Genomic DNA, 21,853 nt, shown 5'->3' on the forward strand with positions numbered 1-21,853 from the left:
GGGCTCACTGGGTGCCTCCGGCGAGGAGCTGCTGGACGGCCGGGTCGGTGAGGCCGAGGAGGACCGCGGGCCACAGTCCGGCGAGGACGGTGAGGGCGACGAGCGGGGTCCAGGCGGCCAGCTCGTACCCCTGGACGTCGGCGATCGCGGCCTCGCCGGACGGGCGGGGGCCGCCCATGCAGACGCGGCGGACGACGACGAGGAGGTAGGCGGCGGTGAGGAGGGTGCCGAAGGCGCCGATCGCCGTGTACGTGAGGAAGGCGGGGCGGCTGAGGCCCTCGGCCGGGTCGAAGGCGCCGAACAGGGCCAGCATCTCGCCCCAGAAGCCGGCCAGTCCGGGCAGTCCGAGCGAGGCGACCGCGGCGAAGGCGAGCAGCGCGCCGAGGCGGGGGGCGCGGCCGTAGAGGGCGGCGCCGGTGGCCCCGGCGAGCGTGTCGAGGTCGGCGGTGCCGTAGCGGTCCTTGACGGCGCCGGCGAGGAAGAAGAGCAGGCCGGTGATGAGGCCGTGGGCGATGTTGGCGAAGAGGGCGCCGTTGACCCCGGTGGGGGTCATGGTGGCGATGCCGAGCAGCACGAAGCCCATGTGGCCGACGGAGGAGTACGCGATCAGGCGCTTGAGGTCGCCCTTGCTGCCGGGCCTCGCGAGCGCGAGGCAGGCGAGCGACCCGTAGATGATCCCGGCGACGGCGAAGGCGGCGAGGTACGGGGCGAAGGCGCGCATGCCGTCGGGGGCGATCGGCAGCACGATCCGCACGAAGCCGTAGGTGCCCATCTTCAGGAGCACGCCGGCGAGGAGGACGGAGCCGACGGTGGGGGCGGCGGTGTGGGCGTCCGGCAGCCAGGTGTGCAGCGGCCACATCGGGGTCTTCACCGCGAGGCCGACGCCGATCGCGAGAACGGCGATGACCTGCACGGACGTGGTCAGTCCACGGCCGTTGTCAGTGGCGAGTGCCACCATGTCGAACGTGCCCGCCTTCAGGCCCACGAGGAGGAGACCGAGCAGCATGACGACGGAGCCGAGCAGCGTGTAGAGCACGAACTTCCAGGCGGCGGCCTGCCTGCCCTCGCCGCCCCAGCGGGCGATGAGGAAGTACATCGGGATGAGGACCATCTCGAAGGCCAGGAAGAACAGCACGAGGTCGAGGACGGCGAAGGTCGCCAGGGTGCCGGACTCGAGCACGAGGAGCAGGGCGACGAAGGCCCGGGGCGCGGGGCCCGTGGGGGGCTTGAAGTAGCTGTACAGCGCGCACAGGAAGGTGAGCAGCGCGGTCAGGACGAGGAGGGGGAGGGAGATGCCGTCGACACCGAGGTGGATGCGCACGTCGAGTGCCCTGATCCAGCTGATGTCGGTCGTGGCCTGCATCGTCGAGGGGTGGTCGTGGTCGAAGCCGAGGGCGAGGACGACCGTGGCGAGCAGGACGGCGCCGGTGACGGTGACGCCGTGGCGGAGCACGGCCTGGTCGGGTGACGATCCCTTCAGGCCGGGCGGGGCCGGCAGGAGGGCGGCGACGGCGCCGACGAGCGGGCCGGCGACGATCAACGCCAGAAGGAACTGCATCACGGACTCGCTGATATCGATCACGGCTCACGCTCCGGCGGCGGCGTTGGCGAGGACGACGGCGACGATCGCCAGGACGACGGAGCCGGCGAGCAGGGCGCTGAGGTAGGTCTGCACGTTGCCCGTCTGGGCGCGGCGGACGAGCCAGCCGAGGCCCCTGGCGCTGTCGCCCGCGCCGCGTACGTAGGTGTCGACGACCTCGCGGTCCAGGAAGCGGACCAGCGAGGCGGCGGCGAGGACGGGGCGGACGAACAGCGTCCGGTAGACGGCGTCCAGGTGGAAGCCGGCGGCCGCCGCCCGGTGGAGCGGGCCGAGCAGGGCGCGGCCGGGGTCGGCCGGGTCCGGGGCCGAGGCGATGTCCCCGTAGGCGGGGGTGTGGCTCGCGATGGCCTCGGCCTCGACGAGACCGGCGTCGCCCTCGGGGTGGGCGGCGACGGCGCCGAGCGGGGTACGGGCCGCGAGGACGCGGGTGCGCTGCCAGACCGCGTAGGTGACGGCTGCGCCGACGACGGCGAGGCCGGTGCCGAGGACGGCGGTGGTGACGGTCGGGGTCAGCGGGTGGCCGTCGAACCAGTCGTCGAGGTGGCCGGCGGTCAGTCCGAAGCCGAGGGAGGGGACGGCGAGCACCCACAGGACGGCCGTCATCGTGACGGGCTGGCGGCCGTGATCGGGGGCTTCGGCGCCCCGGCCGCGGAAGGCGAGCAGCCACAGCCGGGCGGCGTACGCGGCGGTGAGCAGCGCCGTCAGCAGGCCGGCGACGAGCACGATCCAGCCGGCGCCGGCGGGGGCGGCGGTGCGGTCGCCGACGGCGGTGTGCTCGGCGGCGACGAGGACGGCTTCCTTGGAGAAGAAGCCGGCGAAGGGCGGGATCGCGGCGAGCGCGAGCAGGCCGACGGTCATCGTCCAGTAGGCGTCGGGCGCGCGCTTGGTCAGTCCGCTCATCCGGGACATGGCCGAGAGCGAGTTGGTGCCGGCGGCGTGGATGACCGCGCCCGCGGCGAGGAAGAGCAGTGCCTTGAAGGCGCCGTGCGCAAGGAGGTGGAAGACGGCGGCCCCGCGGTCGGCGACGGCGAGGGCGCCCGCCATGTAGCCGAGCTGGCCGATCGTCGAGTAGGCGAGGACCCGCTTGATGTCGTCCTGGGCGAGCGCGGCGAGCGCCGAGCCGGCCATGGTGACCGCGGCCATCACGGCGAGCACGGTCAGGGCGGCGCCGGAGGCGGCGAAGACCGGCAGCAGCCGGGCGACGAAGTAGACGCCGGCGGCGACCATCGTCGCCGCGTGGATCAGCGCGGAGACGGGGGTGGGACCGGCCATGGCGTCCGGGAGCCAGGTGTGCAGCGGGAACTGGGCGGACTTGCCCGCCACGCCGGCGAGGAGCAGCAGCGCCACCGGGGTGGGGTGGTCGAGGCCGCCGTTGGCGACCGCGCCGAGCACGCCGGTGATGCGGAAGGTGCCCGCGTCGACGGCCAGCGCGAACAGGCCGATCAGGAAGGGGACGTCACCGAGCTTGGTGACGAGGAATGCCTTCAGGGAGGCCGAGCGGGCCTCGGGGGTCTCCCAGTAGTGCCCGACGAGGAAGTACGAGCAGATGCCCATGACCTCCCAGCCGACCAGGAGCACCATCAGGTCGCCGGAGTAGACGACGAGCAGCATGGCGGAGGTGAAGAGGGAGACCAGCGCCGCGTACGAGGGGTAGCGCGGGTCGTCGCGCAGATAGCCGGTCGAGTAGATCTGCACGCAGGTGGCGACCACTGCGACCAGGACGGCGACGACGGCGGCGAAGCCGTCGATGTGCAGGGCCAGATCGATGGGGACGGAGCCGGTGGGGGTGAGCTGGGTGGCGGCGTCGAGGGCCTTCCCGCCGCCCTGCCGGATCGCGACGAGCACGGCGAGGACGGTCGCGGCGAGCGTCGGGAGCACGGCGAGCGGGCGCACGAAGCCGGGCGCGGTCCGGCCCAGGAGCAGGCCGGCGGCGGAACCGAGGAAGGGCAGGAGGGGGACGAGGACGGCGAGGGTCGTGGTGGTCACGCGGTGGCCTCGGCCTTCTCGCCGGCGGACGGCGTTTCCTCGGTGCCGCGGGGTTCGGCCGTGTCACGGAGGCGGTCGACGTCGGCGGTGCCGCGGTTGCGGTGGACCATCAGGACGATCGCGAGACCGATGCCGATCTCCGCGGCGGCGATGGCGATGGTGAAGAGGGTGAGGGCCTGGCCCGCGTGGAGGGTGTCGCGGAGCCACACGTCGAAGGCGACCAGGTTGAGGTTGACGGCGTTGAGCATGAGCTCGACGGACATCAGGACCAGGATCGCGTTGCGGCGGGCGAGGACTCCGTACAGCCCGACGGAGAACAGCAGGGCGGCGAGGACGGCCGGGTAGGCGAGGTGCATCAGCCTTCCTCTCCGTTCTTCTTCCGGGACAGGACGATGGCACCGACGAGGGCGGCGAGCAGCAGCACGGACAGCGCCTCGAAGGGCAGCACCCAGTGCCGGAAGAGGATCTCGCCGGAGACCTTGGTGGAGCCCTGGGCGGGCCCGTCGAGGTCGATCCAGGTGGTGCGGAAGGCGTCCAGGACCACCCACACCAGGGCGGCCGCTGCGGCCAGTGCGACGGCGAGGGCGACCGGCCGGTTGCCCGAGTCGGAGTCCGGGGAGCGGCCGATGGGGGCCTTGGTGAGCATGAGGCCGAAGAGGAGGAGGACGACGACGGAACCGACGTAGATCAGCACCTGGACCCAGGCGATGAACTCGGCGGTGAGCAGCAGGTACTCGACGGCGAGGCCGCCGAGCGCCACGACCAGCCACAGGGCGGCGTGGACGAGCTGCTTGGTGGTGACGGTGACGAGGGCCGCGCCGAGGGTGACGAGGCCGACGAGGAGGAAGGCGATCTCGACGCCGGTGGGCGAGAGGAAGCCGTCGGTCCGGGCGGCGAGGGTCTGCACGGCGAGGGTCACTGCGGGCCCTCCTGCTGCTGGGCCTGGGCGGCGGCCTCGGCGGCGGCCTGGGCGGCGGCCTTCTCCGCCGCCTTGCGGGCCGCGGCGAACTCCTTCGGCTCCTCCGCGCGCGGGTCGAGCGCGGGCGGCTCCGGCACCGTCCACATCCACTCGCGCAGCTTGTCGCGCTCGTGGGTCAGCTCGTGGATGTCGGTCTCCGCGTACTCGAACTCGGGCGACCAGAACAGCGCGTCGAAGGGGCACACCTCGATGCAGATGCCGCAGTACATGCACAGCGAGAAGTCGATCGCGAAGCGGTCGAGGACGTTGCGGCTGCGCTCCCGCCCGCCGGGGGCGGCCGGCGGGACCGTCTCCTTGTGGGAGTCGATGTAGATGCACCAGTCGGGGCACTCGCGGGCGCACAGCATGCACACCGTGCAGTTCTCCTCGAACAGCCCGATGACCCCGCGGGAGCGGGGCGGCAGCTCGGGCTGGACGTCCGGGTACTGCGCGGTGACGTTCTTGCGGGTCATCGTCCGCAGGGTGACGGCGAGGCCCTTGGCGAGGCCGGAGCCGGGGATGGGAGGCATTACTGGATCGCCACCTTCACGATGCCGGTGAGCGCGATCTGCGCGAGGGCGAGCGGGACGAGCGTCGTCCAGGCGAGCTTCTGGAGCTGGTCCTCGCGCAGGCGGGGGTAGGACACCCGGAGCCAGATCACGACGAAGGCCAGGACGGCGGTCTTGAGCAGGGTCCAGAACAGGCCCCAGCCGAGCCCGTCGCCGAAGGGTCCGTGCCAGCCGCCGAGGAAGAGGACGGTGGTCAGACCGCACAGGACGACGATGCCGGCGTACTCGGCGAGCAGGAACAGCGCGAAGCGCAGACCGGTGTACTCGGTGTACGCGCCGAAGATGATCTCCGAGTCGGCGACGGGCATGTCGAACGGGGGCCGCTGGAGCTCGGCGAGGCCGGCCGTGAAGAAGACGAGCGCGCCGACGATCTGCCAGGGCAGCCACCACCACGCGAAGGCGTCCAGGATCCCCGGGAGCGAGACCGTACCGGCCGCCATCGCGACGGACGCGGCGGCGAGCAGCATCGGCAGCTCGTACGCGAGCAGCTGCGCGGCGGTACGGAGCGCGCCGAGCAGCGAGAACTTGTTCGCCGACGCCCATCCGGCCATCAGGCTCCCGAGCACCCCGACGCCCATCACGGCCAGCACGAAGAACACCCCGGCGTCGACGACCTGCCCGACGGCGCCCTCGCCGGGGCCGATGGGGAGCGCGACGAGCACGAGGAGATACGGCAGCAGCGCGACGGCCGGCGCGAGCTGGAAGATCCGCCGGTCGGCGCTGGCCGGTACGACGTCCTCCTTCTGCGCGAACTTCACGCCGTCGGCGACGAGCTGCGCCCACCCGTGGAACCCGCCCGCGTACATGGGCCCGAGCCGGCCCTGCATGTGGGCCATGACCTTGTGCTCGGTCTGCCCGACGACGAGCGGCAGCACGAGGAACACGGCGAAGACGACGAGCAGCCGGAGGGCGACGTCGAGTACGTCGTTCACGCGGGATCGCCTCCGGCGGGGTCGGTGGGACTGTCGGTACGGGGCCGCCCGGCGCGGCCGTCGCCCCGGAGGGGCGGGACGTCGGGCGCCTCGCCCTCGGGGGCGGGTCGGTCGGCGTCACGTGACGTGGGTGGGGCGGCGGGCGCCTCGCCCGCCCGGGCGGTGCCGTCGGCGTCACCCGATGCGGGTGAGACGTCGGGCACCTCGCCCTCGGGGGCCGTGCGCTCGGCGTCACGTGACGTGGGTCGGGCGGCGGCGCTGCCGGGGGTGCCGGAGGACTGGTCCTCCTGGCCGACCGGGGTGGCGGCCTGGGCGCCGCCCGACGCCGGCAGGGCGGCGGACGCCTCGCCCGCCGGGGCGGTGCCGTCGGCGTCACCCGATGCGGGTGAGACTGCGGGGGCCGCGCCCTCTGCGGCGTCCGCCTCCGGGGCAGTGCCTTCGGCGGCGGGCGCGGGCAGGGCGTCCGTGGCCTCCGCCGCGGCCTCGGCCGGCGGGGCCTCGTCGGTGCCCGGGGCGGGCGGGGCGTCCGGACTGGTGTCCGGGGCCTCTCCACTCGTGGAGGGATCGACGGCCTTCGAGCCGTGGGCAGAGCCCGGCTCCGTCCGGGGCGCGGGAGTCGCGGGCTCGTCCGGGACGGCGGCGCTGGTGCGGCCGCCGGCCGGTTCCTCCGGGCCGGGGGCCGGAGTCTCGCTGGGGTTCCCGGGGTCCGCCGGGGCCGCGGGAGCCGTCGGTTCCTCGTCGAACGCCGGACGGGCGTGGTGCCACGGGGCGTCCGAGCTCCGCGTACGGGGCGCGGGCGCCGGTCGCTTGGGCGCCTCCGCGCGCTGGCTCGCCGAACCCGCGCTCGCGCTCCGGTTGCGGCGCGGACCGGCGGGGGCCGCACCGGCAGACGGGTCCACCGCAGCCGCCTCAGCGGACTCATCCGCCGCGGGCGCCTCCGCGCGCTGGCTCGCCGAACCCGCGCTCGCACTCCGATTGCGGCGCGGACCGGTGGGGGCCGCTCCGGCGGACTGGCCCGCCGGCCGTGAACGTTCCTCCGCACCGGGAGCCGCCGAACCCTCGGCCGCACCGGGGGCCGCCTCGGCAGCTCGGCCGGAAGGGGCAGGGGCGTCCGCACCGGCAGACGGGTCCGCCGCGGGCGCAGCCGCGTCCGCACCAGGAACCGACGTGCCGGGCGAAGGCGCGGACGCCTCCGCACGCTGGCTCGCCGAACCCGCACTCGCGCTCCGCGCGCGCCGCGGACCGGCCGCGGCCGGGGACGCGCCCGGCGTCGCCTCCGTCGACTCGCCCGCCGCGGGCGCCTCCGCGCGCTGGGTCGCCGAACCCGCGCTCGCGCTCCGCGCGCGGCGCGGACCGGTGGTCGGGGGTTCCGCGCCCTCCGTCGGGCGGGGCCGGCGGGCGGGGCGGTCGGCGGCAGCGCCCGCGCCGCGGGCGGGACGGGCCGGGGCAGGCGGGAGCTGGCCCTTGAGGGGACCCCACTCGTTGGGGTCGGGGACGCCCGGGGGAAGCATCTGGCGGCGCTTGGGGGCGTTGGGGTCGTGGGACTCGCCCGGTTCCTTGGCACCCGGCCACGCCTTGGCCACGCGGGCGGCGAGCACGAAGTCCTTGCGCAGGGGGTGGCCCTCGAAGTTCTCCGGGAGGAGGAGGTGGACCAGGTGCGGGTGGTCGGTGAAGGTGACGCCGAACATCTCGTACGTCTCGCGCTCGTGCCACGCCGCTCCGGCGTAGACGGACACCGCGGACGGCAGGACGGCGGCGCTGTGCGGGACCGTCGTGCGCAGGAGGAGGCGGCGGACGTGCCCCGCCTCCAGCGACGCGACGTGGGCGCACACGCGGAAGCCCGTGTCCGGCTCGTCGACCGCGCTCAGCCAGTCGAAGTACGTGCAGCCCAGCTTGTCCCGGGCGATCTCGAGCGCCGCGATCCACGAGCCGGTCGGGACGTCGACGGTCAGCAGGTCGAAGGCCCGCTCCGCCGTCGCCTCCTCGCCGAAGATCTCGGTGACGCCGTCGGGGAGGGTGTCGTACGGGTTCACCGCGCGTCACCGCCCGGCTTCGGCGCGGCCACCAGGCCGCTGGTCAGCTGGGACACCGACGGCGCCCCGGCCCCGTACCGCTCGCCCAGGTTCTCCCGCGCGATCTTCTCCTGGAGCTTGAGGATGCCCTGGAGGAGCGCTTCGGGGCGCGGCGGGCAGCCCGGCACGTACACGTCCACCGGAATGATCTGGTCGACGCCCTTGGTGACCGAGTACGAGTCCCAGTACGGGCCGCCGCAGTTGGAACAGGCGCCGAAGGAGATGACGTACTTCGGCTCGGGCATCTGCTCGTACAGCCGCTTCACGGCGGGCGCCATCTTGTCCGTCACCGTGCCGGAGACGATCATCAGGTCGGCCTGGCGCGGGCCCGGCGCGAAGGGGATCACGCCGAGCCGGATGAAGTCGTGGCGGGCCATCGACGCGGCGATGAACTCGATCGCGCAGCAGGCGAGGCCGAAGTTGAACACCCAGAGGCTGTAGCGGCGGCCCCAGTTCAGGACCACCTTCATCGGCTCGGGGGCCAGTCGGGCGAGCGGGCCGAGCTTCGGGGCGGGGAGCGGGGTCACGTCCATGTCAGGACGCCCTTCTTGTACGCGTAGAGCAGTCCCACGGCCAGGAAGCCGAGGAAGACGAACATCTCGACGAGGGTCGTCGCCCCGTAGCCGGGCGCGGCGAAGACCGTGGCCCAGGGGAAGAGGAAGATCGAGTCGACGGCGAAGATCACGTAGAGGAAGGCGTAGACGTAGTAGCGGACCTGGGTGTGGGCCCAGCCCTCCCCCACCGGGTCGACGCCGCACTCGTAGGTGAGGAGCTTCTCCGGGGTCGGCACGACGGGGCGGAGCAGCCGCCCGGCGCCGAAGGCGACCGCGACGAAGAGCACGCCCAGGACGGCCAGCAGGCCGACGACGGAGTACGTCTGGAAGTAGTCCGCCGCGTGGTCCGCCGCGTAACCCGTCGCGTGGTCCGCCGCGACAACGGTCGGTTCCCGCACGTCCGCCCCTCGGTCTCGGTGTCTCATCCCTCACGTGTTTACGCAGGCGAGTCTAGGCCCTGCTAAAGGGAGCGTAAGCAGTCGCGGTGGGGTTATCCCCCCTCCGTTCCCGGCCACCTCCCCCATGGCGTGTCCGGCCCCGCTACCGGCAGTCTTGCGGTCATGAGCGACCGCCGCACCGACACCCCCTCCGAAGCCGGGACCGACACGCGGACCGATGCCCGGACCGATGCCCGGACCGGCACCCGGGTCGACGCCCCGGCCGATGCCGGGACCGGCGCACGGGCCGACGCCCCGGCCGACACCGGGACCGGCACCCCGGCCGACGCCTCGCTGCCGCCCGCGCGGTTCGCCCTCGGCCGGCACACCTGGAAGGAGGTCGCGCACCTCCTCGCCGACCTCCCGTGCGCGCTGGCCGGCTTCCTGTACTCCGTGGTGACCGTCTCGCTCGGCGTGGGCCTCGCGGTCACGGTCGTCGGTCTGCCGCTGCTCGCGCTCGGCCTCTCTGGTGCGCGCGGCATGGGACGGGCGGAACGGGCCCGGGCGCGCGGGCTGCTCGGCGTCCGCGTGGACGAGCCGAGCCGGCTGCCGGGCGGGGACGGGTTCTTCGGCTGGCTGTGGTCGCGCCTCAGGGATCCGGTGGCCTGGCGCAGTCAGCTGTACGGGTTCATCCGGCTGCCCTGGGGCGTGCTGGCCTTCACGGTGACCCTGGTGTCGCTGTTCGTGCTGTGGCCGGTGCTGCCGTTCCTGGCGCGCGGCCTGTCCAACGTGGACCGGGCCCTGGTGCGGGGGCTGCTGTCGCCCTCGGACGAGCTGGAGCGGCGGATCGCGGAGCTGGAGTCGGACCGGGGCGTGGTCGTGGACACCGCCGCCGCCGACCTGCGCCGCATCGAACGCGACCTGCACGACGGCGCCCAAGCCCGGCTCGTCGCCCTCGCGATGGGGCTCGGTCTCGCGAAGGAGAAGCTCCTCGACGACCCGGAGGCGGCCGCGGCGATGGTCGACGAGGCGCACGGCGAGGTCAAGCTCGCCCTCCAGGAGCTGCGCGACCTGGCCCGGGGCATCCACCCGGCCGTCCTCACCGACCGCGGCCTCGACGCCGCACTCTCCGCCGTCGCCGCCCGCTGCACCGTCCCGGTGCGGGTCTCGGTCGACCTGGCCGAGCGGCCCGCCGAGGCGATCGAGGGCATCGCCTACTTCACCGTGTCCGAGCTGCTGCAGAACGTCTCCAAGCACTCCCGGGCCCGTTCCGCCTCGGTGGAGGTGTGGCGGGCGAAGGACCGCCTGATGCTCCAGGTCCGCGACGACGGCGTGGGCGGGGCACGGCTCGACGGGGCGCGGCTCGACGGCGGCGGTACGGGGATGGCGGGGCTCGCGGAACGGCTCGGCGCGGTCGACGGCGTCTTCGTCGTGGACTCGCCGACGGGCGGGCCGACGGTGGTCACGGCGGAGCTGCCCTGGCGGGACCGTACGCCGTCCACCGCGGCGCGCCGGTAGGGGCGCCCTTCCCGTTCCGGTGCCCGGAGCGCGCCGGGTGGGCCCTCCGTTCCGACGACCGGAGCGCGCGGGCAGGACCCCGTACCGAAGCCGGCCCGCCGCCCGGACCCCCGTACCGGAAACCGGAGCGCGTCGACTGGCCCTCCGTACCGGAAATCGGAGCGCGCCGGGCGGGCCCTCCGTTCCGGAAACCGGAGGCCGCCGGTAGGGACAACCCCCCGTCACAGACGCCCACCCTCCTCATGGTCCCGGCCCCCTCCCTCCCGCGAGGGTGGGGGTACCTGACCGACCCCGGATGAGAAACGGACTCCCGATGGCCTCCCTCCGTCCCCCCGCCGCCGTCCGCGCGCCCTTCGAGGGGCGCACCTGGCGCGAGTTCGGCTACGTCCTGACCGGGCTGCCGCTGAGCGTCCTGTCCTTCTCTCTCGCCGTCACCCTGGTCTCGGCCGGTGCCGGACTGCTCGTGACCTTCCTCGGCATCCCGGTCCTGGCCGGGGCGCTCACCGTCTGCCGGGGTTTCGGTGCGGTGGAGCGGGCGCGGGCGCGCGGGCTGCTGGGGCTCGACGTACGGGCTCCGGAGCCGGCGCGGGGGCGGACCGGCGGGGCCCTGTCGTGGATGGGCGCGACGCTGAAGAGCGGGGTGTCCTGGCGGCACCTGCTCTACGCGTTCGTGCACTTCCCGTGGGCGGTCTTCTCCTTCCCCGTGACGCTGGCGCTGTGGGCGTGGGGCTGGGGCCTGTTCACGTATCCGCTGTGGCAGTGGGTGTTCCCGATGTACGCGGGTCAGGACGGGCTCCAGGTGTACGGGGACGAGACGCACGCCCTCTACCTCGACTCCCCGTTCGAGATCGCCGTCACCTCTCTCGTGGGCCTGGTCTTCGTGCTCGTGTGGCCGTGGGTCACGCGGGGCCTGGTGGCGGTCGACCGGCTGATGGTGTCGGGGCTGCTCGGTCCGTCGCGGCTGGCCGACCGGGTCACGGAGCTGGAGTCGGACCGGGGCGTGGTCGTGGACACCGCCGCCGCCGACCTGCGCCGCATCGAACGCGACCTGCACGACGGCGCCCAGGCCCGGCTCGTCGCCCTCGCGATGGATCTGGGCCTGGCGAAGGAGCGGCTGGCACGGGATCCGCTGGCCGCGGCGGCGATGGTCGACGAGGCGCACGGCGAGGTCAAGCTCGCCCTCCAGGAGCTGCGCGACCTGGCCCGGGGCATCCACCCCGCCGTCCTCACCGACCGCGGCCTCGACGCCGCCCTCTCCGCCGTCGCCGCCCGCTGCACCGTCCCGGTGTCGGTGGAGGTGGACCTGCCGGGCCGGCCGGCCGCGGCGATCGAGGGCATCGCCTACTTCACCGTGTCCGAGCTGCTGCAGAACGTCTCCAAGCACTCCCGGGCCGCGCGGGCCTGGGTGGACGTGTGGCGCAGGGACGACCGGCTGATGCTCCAGGTACGGGACGACGGCGCGGGCGGTGCGGACCCGGCGGCGGGGCGCGGCCTCGCGGGCCTGGCGGAACGGATCGACGCGGTCGACGGCGTCCTGGCGGTCGACTCGCCCTCGGGCGGCCCGACGACGGTGACGGCGGAGCTGCCCTGGCGGCCCTGACCCCCGGCCGGAGTGGCCCGACGACGGCGGCCGCAGAGCTGCCCTACGGCCCTGAACACCGGCCGGGGCGGCCCGACGACGGTGACGGCGGAGCTGCCCTGGCGGCCCTGAGCCCGGCCGGGGCGGCCCGCCCCGCCCCGCTCCCTGCCGCTGCCGCCGCCGCTACCGACCCTGTCCCGTCCTCCCTGCCCCTCCCCTCCCCTCCCTGCCCCTCCCCTCCCCGTCCCCTCTTGCTCCCTGAATCCTTACGGCCTGTTCCTTGAACCCTTACCGCTTGCCCCTTGAACCCCTACGGCGCCCACGGCGTCCCTTCTGCTGCGATGCTGGGGCTCACTCAGCTCGATCGGAAAGGCAGGGGCGGTGACGGACTTGGGGCCGGACAGGGGCGCGGCGTGGGGGTCCTCTCGGGGGGAGGCCCGTACGGGCGTACGGGTGGTGATCGCCGAGGACTCGGTGCTGCTGCGCGAGGGGCTCACCCGTCTCCTCACCGATCTGGGGCACGAGGTGGTCGCCGGGGTCGGGGACGGTGAGGCGCTGGTGAAGACCGTGTCCGAGCTCGCGGCGGAGGGGGCGCTGCCGGACGTGGTCGTGGCGGACGTACGGATGCCGCCGACGCACACGGACGAGGGGGTGCGGGCGGCGGTGCGGCTGCGGAAGGAGCATCCGGGGCTCGGGGTGCTGGTCCTTTCGCAGTACGTGGAGGAGCAGTACGCGACGGAGCTGCTCGCCGGTTCCAGCACGGGCGTGGGCTACCTCCTGAAGGACCGGGTCGCCGAGGTCCGGGAGTTCGTGGACGCGGTGGTGCGGGTGGCCGACGGCGGTACGGCGCTGGATCCGGAGGTGGTGGCGCAGCTGCTCGGCCGCAGCCGCAGGCAGGACGTGCTGGCCGTGCTGACCCCGCGTGAGCGGGAGGTCCTGGGCCTGATGGCGGAGGGTCGTACGAATTCGGCCATCGCGAAGCAGCTGGTGGTGAGCGACGGCGCGGTGGAGAAGCACATCGGGAACATCTTCCTGAAGCTGGGCCTGTCGCCGAGTGACGGGGATCACCGCCGGGTACTCGCGGTGTTGACCTACCTGAACTCCTGAAAGCCTGACACTCTGCCAGAAACGGGCCGGGAAGGAAGGGCGCCGCTCGATCCCGCTCTGTGACCGAAAATGAGCGGAGCGCGATCCTCCGGTGGACTCGGGGGCTCACGGAGAGCGACAATTGACAACAAAAGGGCGTGTCGGGGCGTCTCAAAACGCGGTCCACGATGCGAGAAGTCCCGGGAAGGCCCACCTGACGGACGTAGGGTGGGCCTCGGGACGGCCGGTCCTCCGGTCGTCTCCCGAGCCTTCTCCGCGGGTGACGTCTCGACGGAGAGAACCCTTTCCGCGAGGGAGGTCCAGTTCAGTGACCAGCCAGGTCAGTAGCGAGGCCGGTGAGGCCCTGGTCGGGGAGCAGCGCACAGCCCCGGCGACGGCCGACCACGGCTCCGCGAAGGAAGTCCGCCGGGTCGACCGGGTGATCATCCGCTTCGCGGGCGACTCCGGTGACGGCATGCAGCTCACGGGTGACCGGTTCACCTCGGAGACGGCGTCCTTCGGGAACGACCTCTCCACGCTGCCGAACTTCCCGGCGGAGATCCGGGCACCCGCGGGCACCCTGCCGGGCGTGTCCTCGTTCCAGCTGCACTTCGCCGACCACGACATCCTGACCCCGGGCGACGCCCCGAACGTGCTGGTCGCGATGAACCCGGCCGCGCTGAAGGCCAACATCGGGGACGTGCCGCGCGGCGGCGAGATCATCGTCAACACCGACGAGTTCGCCAAGCGGGCCATGGCGAAGGTCGGCTACGAGACGTCCCCGCTGGAGGACGGTTCGCTGGACGGCTACCAGGTCCATCCGGTGCCGCTGACCACCCTGACGGTCGAGGCCCTGAAGGACTTCGGGCTCTCCCGCAAGGAGGCCGAGCGCTCCAAGAACATGTTCGCGCTCGGGCTGCTCTCCTGGATGTACCACCGGCCCACCGAGGGCACCGAGACCTTCCTGCGCCAGAAGTTCGCGAAGAAGCCGGAGATCGCCGAGGCGAACGTGGCCGCCTTCCGGGCCGGCTGGAACTTCGGCGAGACCACCGAGGACTTCGCCGTCTCCTACGAGGTCGCCCCCGCGACCCGGGCCTTCCCCACCGGCACGTACCGCAACATCTCCGGGAACCTGGCCCTGTCCTACGGTCTGGTCGCCGCCGCCCGCCAGGCGGACCTGCCGCTCTACCTGGGCTCGTACCCGATCACCCCGGCCTCGGACATCCTGCACGAGCTCAGCAAGCACAAGAACTTCGGCGTGCGGACCTTCCAGGCCGAGGACGAGATCGCCGGCATCGGCGCGGCGCTCGGCGCCGCCTTCGGCGGCTCGCTCGCCGTCACCACCACCAGCGGCCCCGGCGTGGCGCTCAAGTCCGAGACCATCGGCCTGGCCGTCTCGCTCGAACTGCCGCTGCTCATCGTCGACATCCAGCGCGGCGGGCCGTCCACCGGTCTGCCCACCAAGACCGAGCAGGCCGACCTCCTCCAGGCCATGTACGGGCGCAACGGCGAGGCCCCGGTGCCCGTCGTCGCCCCGCGCACGCCCGCCGACTGCTTCGACGCGGCGCTCGACGCGGCCCGGATCGCGCTCACCTACCGCACCCCGGTCCTGCTGCTCTCCGACGGCTACCTGGCCAACGGCTCCGAGCCCTGGCGGATCCCCGAGGTCGACGAACTGCCGGACCTGACCACGACGTTCGCCACCGGCCCGAACCACACCCTCGCCGACGGCGCCGAGGTCTTCTGGCCGTACAAGCGCGACCCGGAGACCCTCGCCCGGCCCTGGGCCCTGCCCGGCACGCCCGGTCTCGAACACCGCATCGGCGGCATCGAGAAGCAGGACGGCACCGGCAACATCAGCTACGACCCGGCCAACCACGACTTCATGGTCCGCACCCGGCAGGCCAAGATCGACGGCATCGAGGTGCCCGACGTCGAGGTCGACGACCCGGACGGCGCGAAGACCCTCGTCCTCGGCTGGGGCTCCACCTACGGGCCGATCACCGCCGCCGTACGCCGGCTGCGGGCCGCCGGCCTCCCCATCGCGCAGGCCCATCTGCGCCACCTGAACCCCTTCCCGAAGAACCTCGGGGAGGTGCTGAGGCGCTACGAGAAGGTGATCGTTCCCGAGATGAACCTGGGCCAGCTCGCCACCCTCGTCCGGGCGAAGTACCTCGTCGACGCCCGCAGCCACAACCAGGTCAACGGCATGCCGTTCAAGGCCGAGCAGCTCGCAGCCGCTCTGAAGGAGGCCATCGATGAGTGAGTCGCTCCTGCAGCTCGTGCCCAAGGCAGACGCCGCCCAGTCGATGAAGGACTTCAAGTCCGACCAGGAGGTGCGCTGGTGCCCCGGCTGCGGCGACTACGCCGTCCTCGCCGCCGTCCAGGGCTTCCTGCCCGAGCTCGGCCTGGCGAAGGAGAACATCGTCTTCGTCTCCGGCATCGGCTGCTCCTCCCGCTTCCCGTACTACATGAACACCTACGGGATGCACTCCATCCACGGCCGCGCCCCCGCCATCGCCACCGGCCTCGCGACCTCGCGCCGCGACCTGTCGGTGTGGGTCGTCACCGGTGACGGCGACGCGCTGTCCATCGGCGGCAACCACCTCATCCACGCCCTGCGCCGCAACGTGAACCTGAAGATCCTGCTGTTCAACAACCGGATCTACGGCCTCACCAAGGGCCAGTACAGCCCCACCTCGGAGCTCGGCAAGATCACCAAGTCGACCCCGATGGGCTCGCTCGACGCGCCCTTCAACCCGGTGTCCCTGGCGCTCGGCGCGGAGGCGTCCTTCGTGGCGCGGACGGTGGACTCCGACCGCAAGCACCTCACCGAGGTGCTGCGCCGGGCCGCCGAGCACAACGGCACCGCCCTGGTGGAGATCTACCAGAACTGCAACATCTTCAACGACGGCGCCTTCGAGGTCCTCAAGGACAAGGACCAGGCCAAGGAGGCGGTCATCCGTCTGGAGCACGGGCAGCCGATCCGCTTCGGCGCCGAGCTCGGCAAGGGCGTCGTGCGCGACCCGGCCACCGGCGACCTGAAGGTCGTCACCGTGACGGCGGAGAACGAGGACCGGATCCTGGTCCACGACGCCCACGCCGACTCCCCCACCACGGCCTTCGCCCTCTCCCGGCTCGCCGACCCCGACACCCTCCACCAGACCCCCATCGGGGTGTTCCGGTCGGTGGAGCGGCCGGTGTACGACACGCTGATGGCGGAGCAGCTGGAGAAGGCCGTGGAGCAGCAGGGCAAGGGAGACCTGGCACAGCTGCTGACCGGCAAGGACACCTGGACGGTGGTGGGCTGACGGCCCGCCCCGGCGGTCAGTCGCGCTTCGCTGCCTCGGCGAACGGGCCGAGGCAGCGTGGCGTTCCCGAACGGACCTGCCAGAGGGTCAGCCCCTTCAGTGCGGCCTGCGAGTCGAAACTGGCTCCCGCGTCGTAGGTCCTGGCCACGCCCTGGAAGGACTCGTCGACGGTCATGAGGGCGTTCGCGATGGCCGGACCCTTGAGCTCGGCCTTCCTCCCGACGGCGGTGCGCAGGGCCTGAGCCACCCAGTGCAGCGCGTCGTACGACTCCACGGCGTACCGGTCGATCCGGTCCGTGGCCGCCAGGCGCCAGCGCTTACGGTACGCGGCCGTGAACCCCTTCGCGGACGGTACCGTCTCGGGATCGGTGTAGCCGGCGCCGAAGTACCAGCCCTCGGCCGCCGGCCCCGCCACGGCGAGGAACTCCGGTTGGAGCACGTGCTCGACACTCCCGCACGGGCCCCGGTAGCCGTGCTCGCGGAGGGACCTGGCGCACAGGGCGGCCCGGCGGGGCGACGTGCCCGCGTACATCACGCCCAGCGGAGAGGTGGCGAGCGCGGCCCGCACCGCGGGGCCGAAGTCCTCGCTGTCCGCCGCGACCCGGTGCACGGTGACCGTGCCGCCGGCGGGGGGCGAGTCCCTCATGCTCTTCGCCGCGGACCAGCTGTAGGTGCCGCCCGCCCGGTCCTCGACGACCGCCGTGCGGCCCCGGTCGTGCTCGGAGAGGTAGCGGGCGAAGGGGACGATCAGCGTGCCCGGGAGGGGCCGCACCTCGAAGTACGTGCGGCTGTCGGGCGTCTGGGCCCGGATGACGCCGGTCGGCACGGACGCCACCACACTCACCACCGGCACCTTCGCCGCGACGAGGACGTCCGCCGCCGCCACGGCGGTCTCCGTGGTCGTCGGGCCCAGGGCCGCGACCAGGCCGGCGTCCCGGAGCAGGGCCCGTGCCCCGGCAGAGGTCCGCTTGGGGTCTCCTCCGTCGTCGATCACCTCGATGGCCAGGTCGAAGGGCCGGTCCGGGCGGGCGTTGAAGGTCTCGAGCGCCAGGCGGAGTCCGCGTTGCTGGGCGAGACCGTCCTCCTTGCCCGGGCCGCTCAGATCGGTCAGGACACCGAGCGTGTACGTCGCCTTCGCGGTGCCCGTCCCGCCGCCGGTCCCTCCGGCACCCGCCCCAGCGGGCTCCCGGCCGTACAGCCAGGCGGCGACGCCACCGGCCGCCGCGACGGTGCCGGCCGAGGCGAGGACGAGCAGCCTTCGCCGGGAGACACCCGTGGGCTGCGCCGGTTCCACCGTCGTGGGGTCGGCCACCGGCAGGTTCAGGACCCGGGACGAGCGCTCCGCGACCAGCGCGGGCAGACCGGGCGGCAGCCAGTCCCCGGCCGGACCGTCGGCCGGACCCAGGGCCACGCGCACCTCGGCGGCGGTGGGCCGGTCGGCGGCGTCCTTGGCGAGGCAGGCCGTCACCAGCGGCAGCAGCCCTTCCGGTACGCCGTCGAGGTCGGGATCCGCGTGGACGGTGCGGTAGACGACCGCAGCGACGGCGCCCGTACCGAAGGGGCGGCGGCCGGTCAGCGCGTACGCGAGGACACAGCCCAGGGAGAAGACGTCACTGGCCGGGCCGACCTCCCCCGCCCCGGCGGCCCGCGCCTGCTCGGGGGCGAGGAAGCCGGGGGTGCCGATCATCACGTCGGTGGCGGTGAGCGCGGTCGCTCCGGCGCTGCGCGCGATGCCGAAGTCGATCAGCCGGGGCCCGTCGAGGGCGAGGAGGACGTTGCCGGGCTTGACGTCGCGGTGGACGAGCCCGGCCTCGTGCATGTCGGCGAGGGCGTCGGCGAGCCGGGCGCCGAGCGCCCGCACGGTCGGCTCGGGCAGGGCTCCGTGCAGGGCGACGGCCTCGGCGAGGGAGGGACCGGGCACGAACTCGGTGGCGAGCCAGGGCTCGCGGGCCTCCGGGTCCGCGCCCAGCACCCGTACGACCCAGCGGCCCGTGATCCGCTCGGCGGCGCGCGCCTCGCGGCGGAACCGCTCCCGGAATCCGGGGTCGGCGGCGTGCTCGGCGCGGATGAGCTTGAGCGCGGCGAGTGCGCCGCCCGCGGTACGGGCGAGGTAGACGACGCCCATACCGCCGGTGCCGAGGCGCCTGAGGATCCGGTAACCGGCGATCGTGGACGGGTCGGTCTTCTTGAGCGGTTGCACCGTCAGCTCTTCCCGGCCTTCTCGGGAAGGGCGGGGGCGCCGCCGATGAATGTGTACGCCCCGTTCCGCACGGCGTACACGAAGGTGCCGACGCCCGAGAGCTCGCCGTTCGCGTCGAACGCGTAGCCTCCCATCGCGCCGGAGTACTTCTGTGCGCGCAGGGCCTCCCACAGCCCCTTTCTGGTCAGCGGGCCCTTGGCGGCGTTCTTCGAGAGCCAGGCCAGAACCATGCCGACCGCGTCATAGGCCTCACCCGTGTAGAAGGCGGGGTCGGTCCGGTACCTCTTCCGGTGGGCGGTGAGGAAGTTCTGGGTGAGCTTGCGGTCCTGCGCTTTCTGTTTGCCGTCGGCGGCGCGCTGGACGGGGTCGGCGACGGGCGCGCAGACGAACCAGCCCTCGGCGTCCGCCCCGGCCTCCTTCAGGAAGGCGGCGTCGAAGACGTGCTGGCCGGCGAACCGGGGCCCGGAGAAGCCGAGTTCGGTCAGGGCTCGGGCGGCGAGCACGGCGGTGGAGCGGACACCGCAGTGGACGTACGCGTCGATGCCGGCGTCGATCATCTCCCCGATGACCCTGCGGTAGTCGGTGACGCGGGCGGGGACCACACGGTAGTGCGGGGTGATGCCGGCCTGCCCGAAGCCGAAGCGGACACCGCCGGTGTACTGCCAGCTGTACTGGTCGTCGGTGCGTTCCTGGAGGACCCCGGGACGGCGGATCCGGGGCAACAGGGTGGCGGCGAAGGCCAGGTACGTGCCGGCCATGATGTGGTTCGGGATCGCGCGCAGCACGGTGGTGTTCGGCGGGCTGGTCGGTAGCCGCTGGGTGAGCAGGTTGTACCCGGCCGAGACGGTGATGAGGGGCACGCCGACCTCTTCGAAAGCGGGAAGGGCGGCCTGGCCCGTGTCGTCCGAGGTGGGGCCGAGGACCGCGACCACCGAGGCGTCGGAGGTCAGTCGGCGGGCGGCTGCGAGGGCTCCGGTGCGATCGCCGCGGTCGTCGGAGACCTTGAGCTCCAGGAGGAAGGGGTCGCCCTTGTGCAGGGCGTTGAACTGCTCGACGGCGAGCCGGGCGCCGCGCTCCTGGGCCCGGCCGAGCTCCCCGGCGGGTCCGGAGAGGTCGGCGAGAAGGCCGATGGCCCAGGTGGTGGGCTTCCCTGGAGTGCTCGCGCGGTCGGTGTCGTCGCCGTTTCGCATCCCGGCCCAGGCGGCCACGCCGCCGCCGGCCGCGAGGACGGCGGCACCGGCGCCGAGCAGCAGGAGCCGTCGGCGGCCGGGGTGGGGCGGGGCCTCGGATGCGGTGCCGGGCGCGGTCGGGTCGATCGCGGGAAGGGCGAGCATCCGCGCCGAGCGTTCGGCGATGGTGCGGACCACCGGCGCGGGCAGCCAGTCGGCGGCGCTGCCGGGGGTGTCCTCGGTGAGCCGGTCGGCGACGGCCTCGGCCGAGGGCCGGTCGGCCGGGTCCTTGGCGAGGCACTGCCGTACGAGGTCGAGCAGTGCTTCCGGTACGCCGGCGAGGTCGGGTTCGTCGTGGACGGTGCGGTAGAGCAGCGCGTGCACGGTGCCCGTGCCGAACGGCGGGCGGCCGGTGGCCGCGAAGGCGAGGAGGCAGCCGAGGGCGAAGACGTCGGCTGCGGGGCCGATGTCGGCGGCGCGGGCCTCGGCCTGTTCGGGGGCGAGGAAGCCAGGGGTGCCGACCACCATGTCGGTGGAGGTGAGGGCGGTCTCGTCGGTGACGCGCGCGATGCCGAAGTCGATGAGCCGGGGTCCGTCGACGGCGAGCAGGACGTTGCCCGGCTTCACGTCGCGGTGCACGAGCCCGGCGGCGTGTACGGCGGCCAGGGCGCGGGCGATGGCACCGCCGAGGACCCGCACGCTCCGCTCGGGCAGCGGGCCGTGGGCGTTGACCGCTTCGGCCAGGGAGGGGCCGGGCACGAACGCCGTGGCCATCCAGGGCTCGGGGGCGTCCGGGTCGGCGCCGGTGACGGGCACCGCCCAGGGGCTGGTGACCCGGCGGGCGGCCTCGACCTCCCGGCGGAAGCGGGCCCGGAAGTCGGCCTGGTCCGCCTGGTCGGCGTGAGTGACCTTGACGGCGGCGAGCTCACCGCTGTCGGTGCGGCCGAGGTAGACGACGCCCATGCCTCCGGCGCCGAGCCGCCCGAGGAGGCGGTAGCCGGCGAGGGAGGAGGGGTCGGCGGGGAGCAGCGGCTGGAGGGCGCCGGGCTCGGGGACGTCGGCGGGGACCGGCGGGGGCATCTGGCTCACGACTGGGCTCCCAGCTCCGTCTTGATGCGTTCCTGCATGGCCACGTTGGCGCGGACCTGGTCGGCGTTGGTGTCCGCCTCGTTGTAGCCAGGGGCTCCCTTGACGACGGTGGCGACCGTGACCTGGCCGATGCGGGACTGGAACCAGCTGTAGAACTGCCGGCCCTTGAAGGCGTCGCTGAGGTACCAGCCGCGCTCGGTGAGGGAGTCGGTCGACGTGGTGTTGCCGCCCACGCCGTAGGGGCTGCCGAGGGACATGAGGTCGGTGACGCGTTCTCCCGCGCGCAACAGCTGGGTGGGACAGCGCAGCGCCTCCTCCAGCGTCCCGGCCATCTCCCAGTCCGCGTCGGATTCCGTGCGGTGCACGGTGACGGTGGCGGCGACCCGGAGCGCTCCCCTGCCGTCGGAGGCCGGGATCTCGCTGTAGGCGGTGACGCTGGACAGGACGGAACGGGGGCGGGCGCCGCTGCCCCACGTGCAGTTCGCGTCCAGCACCGGCCAGGAGCCGGGGTCGCTCAGGTAGGGGCTCCGCTTGACGTAGTCCGGACCCCAGGCGTCGGGGCCGGCGACGATCGCGAGGGCCAGCCGTCCCGCGTCGTCGGAGGTCCTCGGCACGCGGGAGGGGTCCGGTGTGAAGTCGATACCGGTCGGTGCGGCGCTCGGGGTCGGCCTCGGGCTCGTGGCGGCCGGGGCCGACGTGCCGGTGGACGGGCCGGCATCGCCGTCGGGTTTGTCCCCGCCGCTCCCCGAGCATCCCGCCAGGACCAGCACCCCACCGGCCGCCAGCGCGCCACAGGCGCGCACCAGTCTTCGGCTCACGTCCGCCACGGTTCCCCCCACACGGTCACGAATTC

At 73.6% G+C, this 21,853-nt stretch carries 17 protein-coding genes; 5 read left to right on the forward strand and 12 right to left on the reverse strand.

Annotated features, from left to right (window positions below; translation table 11 throughout):
* Nucleotides 1-4: 4 nt before the first annotated feature.
* From ABD954_RS13915 to ABD954_RS13955, 9 genes are read right to left on the reverse strand one after another with little or no spacing between them, the layout of a single operon-like run.
* Entirely contained in the window at nucleotides 5-1,558 is a 1,554-nt protein-coding gene (locus tag ABD954_RS13915; RefSeq protein ID WP_345492154.1) for a complex I subunit 4 family protein, read from the reverse strand.
* 27 nt (nucleotides 1,559-1,585) lie between these two features.
* On the reverse strand, nucleotides 1,586-3,586 hold the full coding sequence (locus tag ABD954_RS13920; RefSeq protein WP_345486331.1) for an NADH-quinone oxidoreductase subunit 5 family protein: 2,001 nt from the start codon (nucleotides 3,584-3,586) through the stop codon (nucleotides 1,586-1,588).
* Nucleotides 3,583-3,942 carry an NADH-quinone oxidoreductase subunit NuoK gene (nuoK, locus tag ABD954_RS13925; RefSeq protein ID WP_345486333.1) on the reverse strand — a complete coding sequence of 120 codons (360 nt, stop codon included), beginning with the start codon at nucleotides 3,940-3,942 and terminating at the stop codon, nucleotides 3,583-3,585. Before nuoK ends, ABD954_RS13920 begins: the two co-directional genes overlap by 4 nt.
* Nucleotides 3,942-4,505 carry an NADH-quinone oxidoreductase subunit J family protein gene (locus ABD954_RS13930; RefSeq protein ID WP_345486334.1) on the reverse strand — a complete coding sequence of 188 codons (564 nt, stop codon included), beginning with the start codon at nucleotides 4,503-4,505 and terminating at the stop codon, nucleotides 3,942-3,944. Before ABD954_RS13930 ends, nuoK begins: the two co-directional genes overlap by 1 nt.
* Nucleotides 4,502-5,074, reverse strand: a complete 573-nt coding sequence (locus ABD954_RS13935) for a NuoI/complex I 23 kDa subunit family protein (protein ID WP_345486336.1) — start codon at nucleotides 5,072-5,074, stop codon at nucleotides 4,502-4,504. Before ABD954_RS13935 ends, ABD954_RS13930 begins: the two co-directional genes overlap by 4 nt.
* Entirely contained in the window at nucleotides 5,074-6,045 is a 972-nt protein-coding gene (locus tag ABD954_RS13940) for a complex I subunit 1/NuoH family protein (RefSeq protein ID WP_345486338.1), read from the reverse strand. Before ABD954_RS13940 ends, ABD954_RS13935 begins: the two co-directional genes overlap by 1 nt.
* Complete coding sequence (locus ABD954_RS33620) at nucleotides 6,042-8,078, reverse strand: NADH-quinone oxidoreductase subunit C (protein WP_382745625.1); 2,037 nt, start codon at nucleotides 8,076-8,078, stop codon at nucleotides 6,042-6,044. Before ABD954_RS33620 ends, ABD954_RS13940 begins: the two co-directional genes overlap by 4 nt.
* A complete protein-coding gene (locus ABD954_RS13950) occupies nucleotides 8,075-8,650 on the reverse strand; it encodes an NADH-quinone oxidoreductase subunit B (RefSeq protein ID WP_345486340.1) in 576 nt (191 codons plus the stop codon). The genes ABD954_RS33620 and ABD954_RS13950 overlap by 4 nt, the downstream gene beginning before the upstream one ends.
* Complete coding sequence (locus tag ABD954_RS13955) at nucleotides 8,641-9,069, reverse strand: NADH-quinone oxidoreductase subunit A (RefSeq protein ID WP_382745622.1); 429 nt, start codon at nucleotides 9,067-9,069, stop codon at nucleotides 8,641-8,643. Before ABD954_RS13955 ends, ABD954_RS13950 begins: the two co-directional genes overlap by 10 nt.
* Nucleotides 9,070-9,231: 162 nt before the next feature.
* On the opposite strand from ABD954_RS13955, the gene ABD954_RS13960 reads away from it, so the two are divergent.
* The 5 genes from ABD954_RS13960 (at nucleotide 9,232) to ABD954_RS13980 (ending at nucleotide 16,542) form a co-directional block, all read left to right on the forward strand.
* Complete coding sequence (locus tag ABD954_RS13960; protein WP_345486343.1) at nucleotides 9,232-10,566, forward strand: sensor histidine kinase; 1,335 nt, start codon at nucleotides 9,232-9,234, stop codon at nucleotides 10,564-10,566.
* Between the two features lie 313 nt (nucleotides 10,567-10,879).
* Nucleotides 10,880-12,166 carry a sensor histidine kinase gene (locus ABD954_RS13965; RefSeq protein WP_345486344.1) on the forward strand — a complete coding sequence of 429 codons (1,287 nt, stop codon included), beginning with the start codon at nucleotides 10,880-10,882 and terminating at the stop codon, nucleotides 12,164-12,166.
* Between the two features lie 432 nt (nucleotides 12,167-12,598).
* On the forward strand, nucleotides 12,599-13,252 hold the full coding sequence (locus ABD954_RS13970) for a LuxR C-terminal-related transcriptional regulator (protein ID WP_345486345.1): 654 nt from the start codon (nucleotides 12,599-12,601) through the stop codon (nucleotides 13,250-13,252).
* Nucleotides 13,253-13,559: 307 nt separating this feature from the next.
* On the forward strand, nucleotides 13,560-15,497 hold the full coding sequence (locus tag ABD954_RS13975; RefSeq protein ID WP_345486346.1) for a 2-oxoacid:acceptor oxidoreductase subunit alpha: 1,938 nt from the start codon (nucleotides 13,560-13,562) through the stop codon (nucleotides 15,495-15,497).
* Nucleotides 15,490-16,542 (forward strand): 2-oxoacid:ferredoxin oxidoreductase subunit beta, encoded by a 1,053-nt coding sequence (locus ABD954_RS13980; protein ID WP_345486347.1) that lies wholly within the window; start codon nucleotides 15,490-15,492, stop codon nucleotides 16,540-16,542. The genes ABD954_RS13975 and ABD954_RS13980 overlap by 8 nt, the downstream gene beginning before the upstream one ends.
* A gap of 16 nt (nucleotides 16,543-16,558) precedes the next feature.
* Here ABD954_RS13980 and ABD954_RS13985 read toward each other — a convergent pair whose 3' ends face one another.
* From ABD954_RS13985 to ABD954_RS13995, 3 genes are read right to left on the reverse strand one after another with little or no spacing between them, the layout of a single operon-like run.
* The gene (locus ABD954_RS13985) at nucleotides 16,559-18,742 is read right to left on the reverse strand and encodes a bifunctional serine/threonine-protein kinase/ABC transporter substrate-binding protein (RefSeq protein ID WP_345486349.1); all 2,184 of its coding nucleotides are present in this window, start codon (nucleotides 18,740-18,742) and stop codon (nucleotides 16,559-16,561) included.
* A 2-nt stretch (nucleotides 18,743-18,744) separates the two neighbouring features.
* Nucleotides 18,745-20,991, reverse strand: coding sequence for a bifunctional serine/threonine-protein kinase/ABC transporter substrate-binding protein (locus tag ABD954_RS13990; RefSeq protein WP_345492156.1), 2,247 nt, complete (start codon nucleotides 20,989-20,991; stop codon nucleotides 18,745-18,747).
* Nucleotides 20,992-20,996: 5 nt separating this feature from the next.
* Nucleotides 20,997-21,818 carry a hypothetical protein gene (locus tag ABD954_RS13995; protein WP_345486350.1) on the reverse strand — a complete coding sequence of 274 codons (822 nt, stop codon included), beginning with the start codon at nucleotides 21,816-21,818 and terminating at the stop codon, nucleotides 20,997-20,999.
* Between the last annotated feature and the right edge of the window lie 35 nt (nucleotides 21,819-21,853).

The sequence above is a fragment of the Streptomyces roseoviridis genome (assembly GCF_039535235.1).
Lineage (GTDB): Bacteria > Actinomycetota > Actinomycetes > Streptomycetales > Streptomycetaceae > Streptomyces > Streptomyces roseoviridis.

Bases quoted from the DNA above. Each gene is read 5' to 3' on its own strand.
- ABD954_RS13980 (WP_345486347.1), top strand. From the start codon at position 15,490: ATGAGTGAGTCGCTCCTGCAGCTCGTGCCCAAGGCAGACGCCGCCCAG.
- ABD954_RS13965 (WP_345486344.1), top strand. From the start codon at position 10,880: ATGGCCTCCCTCCGTCCCCCCGCCGCCGTCCGCGCGCCCTTCGAGGGG.
- ABD954_RS13915 (WP_345492154.1), bottom strand. From the start codon at position 1,558: ATGCAGTTCCTTCTGGCGTTGATCGTCGCCGGCCCGCTCGTCGGCGCC.
- ABD954_RS13960 (WP_345486343.1), top strand. From the start codon at position 9,232: ATGAGCGACCGCCGCACCGACACCCCCTCCGAAGCCGGGACCGACACG.
- nuoK (WP_345486333.1), bottom strand. From the start codon at position 3,942: ATGCACCTCGCCTACCCGGCCGTCCTCGCCGCCCTGCTGTTCTCCGTC.
- ABD954_RS13990 (WP_345492156.1), bottom strand. From the start codon at position 20,991: ATGCCCCCGCCGGTCCCCGCCGACGTCCCCGAGCCCGGCGCCCTCCAG.
- ABD954_RS13935 (WP_345486336.1), bottom strand. From the start codon at position 5,074: ATGCCTCCCATCCCCGGCTCCGGCCTCGCCAAGGGCCTCGCCGTCACC.
- ABD954_RS13950 (WP_345486340.1), bottom strand. From the start codon at position 8,650: ATGGACGTGACCCCGCTCCCCGCCCCGAAGCTCGGCCCGCTCGCCCGA.